12 protein-coding genes are annotated in these 11,411 nt (G+C 63.0%); 10 read left to right on the top strand and 2 right to left on the bottom strand.

Annotation, left to right across the window (positions count from 1 at the left end):
* The 5 genes from VKV28_13025 to VKV28_13005 form a co-directional block, all read left to right on the top strand.
* Positions 1-407, top strand: a 407-nt coding sequence (locus tag VKV28_13025) for a hypothetical protein (protein HLH77719.1), incomplete at its 5' end; no start/stop codon positions are given.
* Positions 408-433: 26 nt separating this feature from the next.
* On the top strand, positions 434-1,315 hold the full coding sequence (gene rsmA / locus VKV28_13020) for a 16S rRNA (adenine(1518)-N(6)/adenine(1519)-N(6))-dimethyltransferase RsmA (protein HLH77718.1): 882 nt from the start codon (positions 434-436) through the stop codon (positions 1,313-1,315).
* Positions 1,308-2,135: a bifunctional DNA-formamidopyrimidine glycosylase/DNA-(apurinic or apyrimidinic site) lyase gene (gene mutM, locus VKV28_13015; protein HLH77717.1), complete on the top strand. Its 828-nt coding sequence runs from the start codon at positions 1,308-1,310 to the stop codon at positions 2,133-2,135. The genes rsmA and mutM overlap by 8 nt, the downstream gene beginning before the upstream one ends.
* An 18-nt stretch (positions 2,136-2,153) precedes the next feature.
* Positions 2,154-3,719: a M20/M25/M40 family metallo-hydrolase gene (locus tag VKV28_13010; GenBank protein ID HLH77716.1), complete on the top strand. Its 1,566-nt coding sequence runs from the start codon at positions 2,154-2,156 to the stop codon at positions 3,717-3,719.
* A gap of 21 nt (positions 3,720-3,740) precedes the next feature.
* On the top strand, positions 3,741-4,151 hold the full coding sequence (locus VKV28_13005; protein HLH77715.1) for a secondary thiamine-phosphate synthase enzyme YjbQ: 411 nt from the start codon (positions 3,741-3,743) through the stop codon (positions 4,149-4,151).
* Here VKV28_13005 and VKV28_13000 read toward each other — a convergent pair.
* On the bottom strand, positions 4,117-5,472 hold the full coding sequence (locus VKV28_13000) for a VTT domain-containing protein (protein HLH77714.1): 1,356 nt from the start codon (positions 5,470-5,472) through the stop codon (positions 4,117-4,119). The two genes, VKV28_13005 and VKV28_13000, sit on opposite strands and share 35 nt — an antisense overlap.
* 121 nt (positions 5,473-5,593) lie before the next feature.
* Here VKV28_13000 and VKV28_12995 point away from each other — a divergent pair, with 121 nt between their 5' ends.
* From VKV28_12995 to metG, 5 genes are read left to right on the top strand one after another with little or no spacing between them, the layout of a single operon-like run.
* Positions 5,594-6,442: a prepilin peptidase gene (locus tag VKV28_12995; GenBank protein ID HLH77713.1), complete on the top strand. Its 849-nt coding sequence runs from the start codon at positions 5,594-5,596 to the stop codon at positions 6,440-6,442.
* 4 nt (positions 6,443-6,446) lie between these two features.
* Positions 6,447-7,082, top strand: coding sequence for a dTMP kinase (tmk, locus tag VKV28_12990; protein HLH77712.1), 636 nt, complete (start codon positions 6,447-6,449; stop codon positions 7,080-7,082).
* On the top strand, positions 7,082-8,149 hold the full coding sequence (locus VKV28_12985; protein HLH77711.1) for a DNA polymerase III subunit: 1,068 nt from the start codon (positions 7,082-7,084) through the stop codon (positions 8,147-8,149). Before tmk ends, VKV28_12985 begins: the two co-directional genes overlap by 1 nt.
* A complete protein-coding gene (gene ricT, locus VKV28_12980; GenBank protein ID HLH77710.1) occupies positions 8,146-8,991 on the top strand; it encodes a regulatory iron-sulfur-containing complex subunit RicT in 846 nt (281 codons plus the stop codon). Before VKV28_12985 ends, ricT begins: the two co-directional genes overlap by 4 nt.
* Positions 8,992-9,014: 23 nt before the next feature.
* Positions 9,015-10,565 (top strand): methionine--tRNA ligase, encoded by a 1,551-nt coding sequence (gene metG / locus VKV28_12975; protein ID HLH77709.1) that lies wholly within the window; start codon positions 9,015-9,017, stop codon positions 10,563-10,565.
* Between the two features lie 94 nt (positions 10,566-10,659).
* On the opposite strand, the gene VKV28_12970 is transcribed toward metG, so the two are convergent.
* Positions 10,660-11,411 (bottom strand): citrate/2-methylcitrate synthase (locus tag VKV28_12970; GenBank protein HLH77708.1); only part of this gene is annotated, 752 nt, incomplete at its 5' end.

Here is an 11,411-nt window from a genome sequence, read left to right as displayed (position 1 = left end):
TGCCGCGCGCGCGGGTCAAACAGGCGCCGCTGGATTTCAGCTTCAGCGGAATCAAGACCGCGACCGCGCAATTTCTGCAGTCGCCTGAAGCAGCCCAAACCCGGCGCGAGGATTTAGCCGCCAGTTTTCAGGAGGCGGTGGTGGACATGCTAGTGACGCCCACCATGGCGGCGGCGCGCGCGCTGGAGGTACCGGTGATAGCACTCTCGGGCGGGGTGGCCGCCAACCGCCGCCTGCGCCAGCGCCTGAGCGAAGCGGCGCAGGCCGAGGGCCGCCGCCTGATCGCGCCCGCCTTTCAATATTGCACCGATAACGCCGCGATGATCGCGATGGCTGGTAGCTATCGGCTGCTACGCGGTGAATACGATTCGCTGGCCATCGACGCCGAGGCCAACCTGCCGCTGTGACTGGGTTCGCCCGGTGTGACGCCGCGATGGGACCACCGCGCCAAACCATTTTTGAAACCGGCGAAGAAGCCCCCGCACGCGCCTTGCACGCCGCCGGTCTGCGTCCCAATCGCCGGCGCGGTCAGAATTTTTTGGTCCAAGGCGCGATCGCCGATCGCATTGTGGCGCTGGCCGACCCCCAAGCGGGCCAGTGGGTCCTGGAAATCGGCCCGGGATTGGGCATCCTCAGCCAACGGCTGCTGCGCTATCCGATCGCAAAATTATGGCTGGTGGAGTTGGACCTGGAGCTGGCGGCGCGACTTGAGGGTCAGTTGGTAGGTAATTTCGAGTTGCTGCGTGAAGATTTTTTGCAGCTCGATTTAAGCCGCCTGGGCGCCACGCCTAAGCTCAAGGTGGTGGGCAATCTGCCCTTCAACGCGGCAACCGCGATGTTGCGCCGCCTGGGCCGCCATCGCAGCCGGATCGAAGCGATGGTCTTGATGTTCCAACGCGAGGTGGCCCAGCGCCTGCGCGCCTCCCCGGCTACGCCTGCCTACGGCGCACTGACGCTGCTGGCAGCACTAGATTGGGAAATCGGAGAGCATTTTCGGGTTCACGCCGGCAGTTTCTATCCCCGCCCCAAGGTTGATGCCGAGGTCCTGTGCTTTCGCCCTCGCCCCTGCTCCGTGACACCTCTGTTCGAGCAGCGGCTGCGCGCCCTTATCAGGGCAGGCTTCGCCAGCCGGCGCAAAAACTTACGGCATGCTTTGCTCGATGGCTTGTGCTTGTCCGACCAGCAGGCGCGCGCGGCGCTCAACCGTGCCTCTATCAGTCCGGCAGAACGGGCCGAGCATTTGGCGATGGCGGACTTCGTTCGGCTGACCACCGCTCTGATGGAGATGGCGCCTGCGCCCGCATGCGATGCCTGAACTGCCCGAAGTCGAATCGTTGCGCCAACTGCTGGCCGCCTCGGTGGTAGGCCGGCGCATCAGTGGGGTCGCCATCACCCAACCCCAGCTGCGCCGAAGATTGGCGGCCGACCTGCCCCAGCGCGTAAGCGGCGCCACGATTAAGGCGGTGTCGCGGCGAGCCAAGTATCTACTAATGGACCTGGGCGAGCTGACATTGGTCGTGCATCTGGGAATGAGCGGCAGTCTGACCCATCGGGGCGGCGATTTTGAAAGCGAGTTCAACCACATTCACGACCATGTGCGCATGGCGCTCGATGATGGCAGCGCGCTGGTTTACAACGACCCCCGTCGTTTCGGCCTGCTGCTGGCCGTCCCCAGCTCCCGCCTGGAGCAGATCGAGGAACTGCGCGGGCTGGGGCCCGAGCCGCTGGGCACCGAGTTCAACGCCGGGTATCTGGCGCGGGTCGCGCGGGGTCGGCAAACTTCGATCAAGGCCTTGCTGCTGGATCAGCGGGTGGTAGCGGGAATCGGCAACATTTATGCCGCCGAGATCCTGTTCGCCGCGGGCATCCGCCCCCAGCGCCGCGCCGGGCGGCTGAGCCGAGCTGAATTGGCGCGCCTGGCGGCGGTCACCCCCGCCATTCTGCGGGCCGCGATCGGCAAGGGCGGCACCACCTTTCGCAACTATCGAGACTCGCGCGGCCAACCCGGTCGTTTCGCCCCCCTGTTGAAAGTCTACGGGCGAGCGGGCGAGCGCTGTTATATCTGTGGCACAACGGTGCTAAACCGGATAGTAGGGCAGCGCGCCAGTGCTTACTGTCCGCGATGCCAGCGCTAATCGGCAAAGACCAGGTGTATGAATTTAAAGTTGATCGGCTTGCGCGCGCTTGTAACCTCGGCCGCGGCCCTGCTGATGGTATTGCTGGGACAGGGGTTGGGCCACGCCCAATCGGCCGCGGCTATCCCCACCGCCTCCCGACCGGTTCCCCTCAGCGTGCCCCTACCCGGAGTCCCCACATCACCCGCAGTTGCGATGCCGGCGCCGCAACTGCCCAAAGCACCCGTACCGGCCACCGCTGCGCCGCCGCCCTTGGACTGGAATCAGGTCGATGGGGAGGCGCTGGGCTACTTCCGTACCTATCTGCGTTTCAACACCTCCAATCCACCCGGCAATACCGTAGCCGCAATCAACTGGCTCAAGGGCATCCTGGAAAAAAACGGCATTCCGGTAAAGATCTACAGCGCCCAGGCCGACAAGCCGAACCTAGTGGCCCGCCTTTCAGGTCCACCTAATGTCAAGCCGCTGCTGCTGATGTCGCATGCCGACGTGGTGCCGGCGGTGGCGGCCGATTGGTCTCATCCGCCTTTTGCCGCCGAGATAGCCAAGGGTTACGTGTGGGGCCGCGGCGCGCTAGACGACAAGGCGCACGGTATCATGGCCCTGATGACCTTGCTGATCCTCAAGCGCCAGCACGTACCACTGCGTCGCGGCATCGAGATGATGGTCAATTCTGACGAGGAAGTTGGAGGCGAACTGGGCACCCAATGGATGGTACAAGAGCATTGGGATGCAATCGATCCAGCGCTGGCACTCAACGAAGGCGGAGAGGGGACTCCTAATTGGTTGGGCAGCCGAGGCATCACCTTCAAGATCGCGGTGGCCGAGAAACGCGCGATGTGGTTACGCCTGATCGCGCATGGACGTGCCGGCCATGGCTCGGAGCCCAACGACCAAAACCCTAACTTGATCCTGATTCGCGCACTGGCCCGGTTGCTGGCCACGCAGCCGCCGATTCATTTGACGCCGACGGTCGAAGAAACCTTTAGCCAGCTCGCCCATCGCTTCCCAGACCCCTATTCGACTGCGATGGCGCATCTGGGATGGCCCATGATGCTCGACTTGGCGATGCGCGGTCCGCTGGCGGGATATGCGGTTCAGGCCCTGCTGCGCGATACCATCGCGCCCACCATGCTGGATGCTGGAATCAAAGCCAATGTCATCCCCTCCTACGCCGACGCCACCCTGGATTGCCGGCTGCTACCCGGCGCCGACGAGCAAGCATTTTTGGAGCACCTCCGTAATCGCATCCATGACTCTCGCGTGGTGGTAGAATTTCTCCAGAAACCTGCTCCCGGCGACCATGAGAGCCCTATCCAAGGACCGTTTTGGGATGCCTTTCAGGATGTCGTGACCCAGGATTTTGCCGGCGCCCTGGTGGTTCCCATGTTGGATGCGGGCGCAACCGACTCGCGCTTTTTGCGCGCGCGTGGGGTGGCGGCCTACGGTTTCATTCCGGTGGTGCTGCCGGCCTCTGAAGCCAGGCGAATTCACGGTATCGACGAGCGTCTGTCAGTGAGCAATCTCAGCATGGGGGTCCGTACCACCTACGACTACGTCAAGCGGATCTGCGCGCGGCCTTGAAGCGGCGGCATGGAGATAGCCATGGAGCAATTTAGGGTCCGCAGCACGCAACGCGTCCAGATGCTCGACATCACCGGCGAAGTGAACCAGTCAATCGCTCGCGCCGCGGCCAGCGCGGGCCTGTGCAATATTTTCTTGCCGCATACTACGGCCGCGCTTATCGTATGCGAAAACTGGGATCCCGACGTCATTGACGACCTGCTTCAGCGCCTGCAGCACCTGGTTCCGCAACAAGGCGGCTACCGGCATGGCGAGGGCAACTCACAGGCCCACATCCTGTCGGTGATGCTGGGCTGCTCGCTGACTGTGCCGGTGGCCGCGGGCAAGCTAGCGCTGGGTCGTTGGCAAGGATTGTTGCTGGCGGAATTCGACGGCCCCCGGGAGCGCCAAGTAAACGTCAGCCTGATTCCTGCGGGGGCGCGGCCGACCTGATCGTGGTCTCGCCAGTCAGACGGCGCCAGGCGATCATGCCGGTCAGACAAATCGCCAGCCAGCAGCCACCCACCGCCAACCCCGCAATGACCGCACTGAGCGCGCTGGTGCGATAGAGGCAGGCGAGCGCAGCCAAAACCACCAGGTACAGCGACCCAACCGCCAGCAGGGTGCTTGAGCGCCAACTACGCAACGAGCGGGCGACACTATATCCCAGCACCCCATATCCGGCCGCAACCGCGGTGGCGTTGACGCTGGGGAAATTAGCGAAGCCGTGGACCAGTGCTTCCTGAGTCACGTGCGGTGAGATTCCTTCAAACAGCTCACGCAAGCCAAAGCCGGCGAGGTAGGCACCCACGATTGTGAGCAGGACGACCATCGCATCTGGCACCTGTCCGGCCAGCAGCAGGCTCAAAGCTGCAGCACCTACCACCAGCAATAGAAACCGTGGAGCGGCCAGCCAGAAGAGTACCGCCATCAGGTGGTCGAGGGCCGGAGTGCGCCGTTGGGCCAAAAACAGGGCGACGGACTGGTCCACATAAACCAGGGGACGCTGGAACAGGATGCTGTGCACGATCAGGCCAAAGCTGGTTGCCAGTAAGGCAATCAGGAGCAAACCCACGCCGAGATACAGGCCGAGGTAGCCCGAGGGGGAAAAGCGCGCCAGTGCCCAGCGGCTGGCCGCTCCCAATGGCGTCATCAAGTGGCGTGCAAGCGCGCTCTCCAGTAGGCGCCGTTCCAGGGCGGCGACTTTATCTTGATGGCGCTGCAGCCAGCGCCACAGCCAGGCCATCGCCAGGGTCAACAGCACCAAACCCAGCATCCCGGCACCTAATGGCCGGAGCCACCTTTCGATCAGGTGAAAATTATCGCCGAGCAGAAAGCCCGCGCCGGTGAAGAGGCCGCCCCAGAGCAGGCCCGAGATGACAGCCATCGGAACAAACCGCCGTGCGGGCATCTCGGAGAGCCCAGCGGTGAAGGGAGTGAAGGCGCGGCCGACTGCCAGAAAACGGCCCAACAGCACTGTCATCGAGCCCCAGCGCTCGAAATAACTGGTCAGATAGGGGCGGTAGCGTGCATATTGACGAGCGGCGAAAGGCCAGTGGGCCAGCAACGCCGAACCCCACCATCGACCAATCAGATATCCGGTGATATCCCCAACGATCGCCGCCGACAGCACGATCACGGCGGCCACAGTGGGATTGAGTAGGCCCGCCCCGGCGGCGGCGCCCGTCAAAAGCACGACACTCTCGCCCGGCACGAACAGACCCAGAAAGGCCGCGGACTCCAGACAGACCACCACGAAGACCAGTACCAGCAACCAGGGGCTGGCGGCCCATTGAGCCAGAATCTCCAGACTTAACCCGGGCAGAGGCCTACCTCCCCAGGCCGCGGCGACCGGGAGGGCAGCAGGGCGGCGCGCTCCCTGCTACAATCGCACCATGGTGGAACCGGGCGCGCTGCTCAATATATTGATTTTTTTTGCCGGCGCTTCGCTGGGAAGTTTCGTCAACGTGGTCGCCTATCGGCTGCCGCACGAAATTTCGCTGATTCGGCCGCGCTCGTTCTGCCCTCACTGCGTGGAACCTATCCCCTATTGGGCCAACATACCGATTCTATCCTACGTGGCACTGCGCGGGCGATGCTACAAGTGCGCGGCGCCGATCGCGCTGCGCTACCCGGTAACTGAGTTAGGCCTAGGCCTGATTGCGCTGTACGTAACTTTCAGTTTTCCGCCACCGGATGCCGCCGCGCGTTTCGTGCTATGTGCGGCACTGTTCGCGGTCAGCTGGATAGATTTCGACTGGCGTATCATTCCTGACGCGATCACGTTGCCTGGCATTCCGCTGGGAGTGGCGGCTGCCGCCTGGGTGATCCCCGAAGTCGGGCTTACCGATGCTCTGGTGGGCGTCGCACTAGGAGGGGGGGTGCTGTTCGGGGTGGGCGAGGCGTACCGGCTGCTGCGCGGCTATGAAGGAATGGGGATGGGAGACGTCAAGCTGCTGGCGATGATTGGCGCGTTCCTTGGTTGGCAGGGAGTTCTATTTACCCTCTTTGTCGGCTCCGCTTTGGGAGCGGCTGGCGGCATCATTACCGGGATGCTGACTCACGGCGGCCCTTCGGAGGACGGCAAAGTCGCGCTGGCGCAAGCTGACCCGGATCTTCCGCCTGGAGGTGCGGGCGGCGGCCTGCTCCAGACCGCGGTGCCCTTTGGTCCCTTTCTTTCGCTTGCCGCCGGCGCATTCGCCCTTTTCCAACCGCAACTGGTAAGTTGGTACCTCCTTAACTGAGGCGATGAGACGCGGGCGGTTTATCACGATCGAAGGAATTGAGGGCTCGGGAAAAACGACCCAGGCTCGTGCCCTAGCCCAGGCTTTGCGCGGCGAAGGACACGGCGTGATGCTGACTCACGAGCCGGGCGGGACCGGCGTGGGCGAGGCCTTGCGCGCCATTTTCCTTAACCCCACCATTGAGTTGGCCGCACCAGCCGAGTTGCTGCTGGTGCTGGCGGATCGGGCTCAGCATGTCAAGCTGCTGCTGAAGCCGGCGCTGGAGCGCGGTGAAGTCGTCATTTCCGATCGCTACGGCGATTCGACCATCGCCTACCAGGGTTACGGGCGCGGCTTGGATCTGGAGTGCGTGCAAAAGCTCAATGCCTTCGCCAGTGACGGGCTGATCCCCGATCGTACCATCGTGCTGGATTGTCCGGTGGAGTTGGGATTAGCCAGGGCTCGCCAGCGCAGCGCCGCCGCGCAACCAGCCGACCGTTTCGAGGGCGCCGCGCTAGAATTCCATCGGCGCGTGCGCGAGGGGTTTAGCCAACTGGCCCGGCTCCATCCTCAGCGCATCCGGCTGATCGATTCCAGCCGCGATGCCGCCCAGGTACAGGCCGAAATCATGGCGGTGGCGCGCGAGGCGCTGGCGAGCTGATGCCGCTGACGGATCTTGCAGGCCATCAGGAGCTTTTCCAGCGCCTCAATCAAGAACTTGACCGGCGCCCCGCTCACGCCTACCTGTTCTGGGGCCCGCGTGGAATCGGCAAAGCAATGGTCGCCGAAGCGCTGGCTTTGTCGCGCCTGTGCGAGCGCAACCAGACGGGCGATTTCTGCTGCCAATTGTTAAGCTGTCCGAGTCGCGACCTGCCGGCTGCGCCGAGGCGCGGGCGCGCCGCGGTGGCGCAATGCCAATGCTGCACCGGCTGCGTGCAGGTCGCGCGCCGAGTTCACCCCGATTTCGATTATCTGGCGCGCGCGGAAAATCGCAGCTTCGTGCTGATCGAGCAGGTCCGCGAACTGATTGCGCACCTGGGAGGCAAAGCGGTGCGTGGCCGCGGACGAATCGCAATCATCGACGATGCCCAGGCGCTTAACCTGGCCGCCCAAAACGCGCTGCTTAAAACTCTGGAGGAACCTCCCGGCCAGAGCCTGCTGATCCTGGTCTCCGAAAGCCAGTCGGCGCTGCTCGATACCGTGCGTTCGCGCTTGCGCCCGGTACGCTTCGCCCCACTGCCGGTCAAAGCGCTAAGCGCGCTGCTCGAGCGCAAGGCCGGCTTGGAACCCACCCGCGCGGCGGCTCTGGCCCGTTTGGCTCGCGGCAGTGCGGCGCGCGCCCTAGAACTGGTCAAGACTACGCCGCCGGTGGGCGAACTGGTGGCGGCGCTGCGCGATTTGCCACACCTGGATTTTGTAGCCATCCGCGCACTGGCCGAGCGCTTTTTCGGCAACCGCGAGGAGGCGATCGACAATTTCGAGCTCCTGGCCCGGCTGCTGGAGGAATTGCTGGCGCGTCAGCTCTTGGAGGCCGGCTCCGGCACCTTTGTGGACCTCGACAGCGCGCTGGCAGAACTGGCGCGTACTTTAAGCCGGGATCAGATTCTTATAATTCTGGACTTGGCACTCACCGCGGCCACCGCAGTGGGGGCTATGGCCAACTCGCGGCTGCAAGCCGAGGGTTTGTGGCTGGCTGCCAGCGACGCGCTTAGACAGGGAGCAACGTGAACCAGCAAGATCCTTTTGATAATTTGCCTGCGCCACCGCAAATCGTGGGCGTTAGCCTGCAGCCGGTGGGACATATCGATAACTATCTGGCTGGCGAGTTGGACCTTAAGCGGGGCGAGCAGGTTGTGGTCGATACCGACCACGGCCCCAGTTTCGCCACCGTGGAGGTCGAGCCCCATCCAGCCGCCCTGAGCTTGGACCTAGCCGCGCTGCGGCCGGTTCTGCGCCGTGTCGATGACGGCGATATGGCGGCGAGGGAGAACAGTCGGGAGCGCGAGCGGCAGGTCCGCCGGCTGTGCCTGGAGGGGATTCAGCAGCGCCAACTGCCGATGAAGCTGGTCAATGTAAGTGTCGGCGCCGACGGTCGCAAGGCAGTGATCTATTTCATCGCCGAGACTCGCGTCGATTTTCGCCTGCTGGTGCGCGATCTGGCTAGCGCCCTGCGCATGCGAATTGAAATGCAGCAGATTGGCGCACGGGACGAGACCAAGGTGGTAGGTGGGCTGGGACCGTGCGGGCGCGAGCTATGCTGCTCCTCGTGGCTGCGCGACTTCGACGCCGTCACGGTCAAGATGGCACGCGAGCAGGGGCTGGCCCTCAATCCTTCGCGGCTGGCTGGGATGTGCGGGCGGCTCAAATGCTGCCTGCGCTATGAATACGCTACCTACCTCGATCTCAAGCGCGAGCTGCCGGCGGCGGGCAAACGGGTACAATCGGTCAAAGGCGACGGCAAAGTGCTGCGCCAGAATATCCTGAAGCAGACGGTTTTGATTCAGTTGGAGGCCGACGGCGGTGTCGTCGAAGTCGGCCCCGCCGATCTGGTCGATAAGCGTGCCCACTGAGCGGGCCGGTCTGACATTAAGCAATGAGCGAACGACTCCATCTCACCACCGCGATCTTCTACTGCAACGCCGCCCCTCACGTGGGTAGCGCCTACGAGGCGCTGGCAGCCGACGTCTTTGCCCGCGCCGCGCGCCGGCGCTTGGGAAGCGGCGCGGTGACCTTTCTGAGCGGCACCGACGAGCACGGCGATAAGATCCAGCGCGCAGCCGCGGCGGCTGCGGTGGCTCCCAAGGAATTTACCGACCGGACCAGCGCGGTTTTCAAGCAGGCCTGGGATGGTCTGAACGTCTCCTACGACTGTTTTGTGCGCACTACCGATCCGGTCCATGAGCACTTCGTGCAGGAGATGCTGCGGCGCAGCCAGGCCCGTGGCGACATCTATTTCACAAATTACGAAGGGCTTTACTGCGTAGGCTGCGAGCGCTTTTACACCGAAAAGGAGCTGCTCCCGGGCCAGCTCTGTCCCACCCACAATCGCCCGGTGGAAGCTATCAGCGAGGGCAATTATTTCCTGCGCCTGGAGCCTTATCGAGCGCAGGTACTGGCGCACTGTGCCGCTCATCCTGACTTCATCCGCCCCGAGCGGTATCGTAACGAAGCGCTCAACATGCTCGGCGAACCACTAGCCGACTTGTGCATCTCGCGCCCCAAAAGCCGGCTCAGCTGGGGCATCGAGCTGCCATTCGATTCAAATTATGTCACCTACGTCTGGTATGACGCTTTTTGGGCTTACCTCAGCCTGATGGCAAGTGCCGATCCTGGTTTCATCACTACCACTTGGCCGACCACCCAGCATTTTATCGGCAAGGACATCCTCAAAACCCATGCGGTCTATTGGCCGCCGATGCTGCTGTCGGCGGGACTGCCCCTGTTCCACCATTTGAATGTCCACGGCTGGGTTAATTTCGGCGGTCAGCGGATGTCCAAAAGCTCAGGCAATGTCGCCGATCCAGTCAGTTACGAACGAGTGTTCGGACCCGATGTACTGCGCTACTTCCTGATGCGGGAAATCACCTACGGCCTGGACGGTGATTTCTCCGAGGCACGAATGATCGAGCGCTACAACGGCGACTTGGCCAATAATTTGGGCAACTTAATAAGCCGGGTGCTTTCGATGGCGGCGCGCTATTTCGGCGGCGAACTACCGCAGGCGCCGCTTCTCGCCGGCATTAGCGAAGACGAAATGCTGGCGGCCGCGGTGGGCTCGGTGGTTGACAAAAGCGGCGAGTTGGTCGAGCAGTTGGCCTTCAATCGGGCCCTCGAAGTGATTTGGCAGGCACTGGACGCGGCCAACAAATATGTCGTGCAGACGGCACCCTTCAGCTTGGCACGCGACCCCGCCCAGCTGCCCCGGGTCGGGCAGATTTTGGCCAACCTGTTCGAAAGTCTACGCCTTATCGCAGTGGCGCTGGAACCCTTCATGCCGGTAACCGCGTCGCGGATCGGCGAATTGCTGGGACTGGAGCAGGCCGACACGACCGCGCCCTACGGGCAGGGCTTACGCGCGGGCCATCGAATTCAGCCGCCGGTGGCGTTGTTCCCCCGCATCGAAAAACCCAAAGACGGCGCTTAGGATTTGCCCCCACGCCCGCGAGTGCCGCAGGTCAGTTCCGGCAAATCGCTTTCAGGGCCCCCATTTGTCACGCGGCGCCGGGTCGCTGCGCTTTTCAGATGGCGGTATCGACCGCGTCCTCGCGGGTCAGCGGCTCGGGCCGCTTGTTGACCGGCGTCCAGGCTCGCTGACCTTCACCGATATAGATTTGGCGCGGGCGCGAGATTTTCTGTTCGGGATCACGCACCATCTCCGCCCACTGCGACAGCCAGCCCGAGGTGCGAGGAATGGCGAACAGGACCGGGAACATCGAGGTGGGAAAACCCATCGCCTGATAAATAATCCCCGAGTAGAAATCGACGTTGGGATAAAGCTTGCGACTTATGAAGTAGTCGTCCTGCAGCGCGATGCGCTCCAGTTCCAGCGCGATTTTGATCAGCGGATTGACTCCGGTTACCCCGAACACCTCTTCGGCCACTCGCTTGATGATCTTCGCCCGTGGGTCGTAGTTCTTGTACACCCGATGGCCGAAGCCCATTAGCAATTCCTCGCCCGCCTTCACTCGCTTGATCAGATCGGGAACGTGGTTGACCGAGCCTATCTGTTCCAGCATTCGCACCACCGCTTCGTTGGCTCCGCCGTGCAGCGGGCCGTACAGCGCGCCGATCGCCGCCGCGGTGGCCGAATAGGGGTCGGCTTGCGAACTGCCCACCGAGCGCATCGCGTTGGTCGAGCAATTCTGCTCATGGTCGGCGTGCAGTATGAACAGTACGTCGAGCGCGCGCTCCAGAACCGGGTTGGGTTTGTAGTTGCTCTCGGTCATCTTGAAGAGCATCGCCAGAAAGTTGCCGGTGTAACTCAAATCGT

The sequence above is a fragment of the Candidatus Binataceae bacterium genome, assembly GCA_035294265.1.
In the GTDB taxonomy this organism is placed as follows: domain Bacteria; phylum Desulfobacterota; class Binatia; order Binatales; family Binataceae; genus DATGLK01.
The sequence above is the reverse complement of the archived record's forward strand: the minus strand, read 5'-3'. Positions and strand labels throughout refer to the sequence as shown.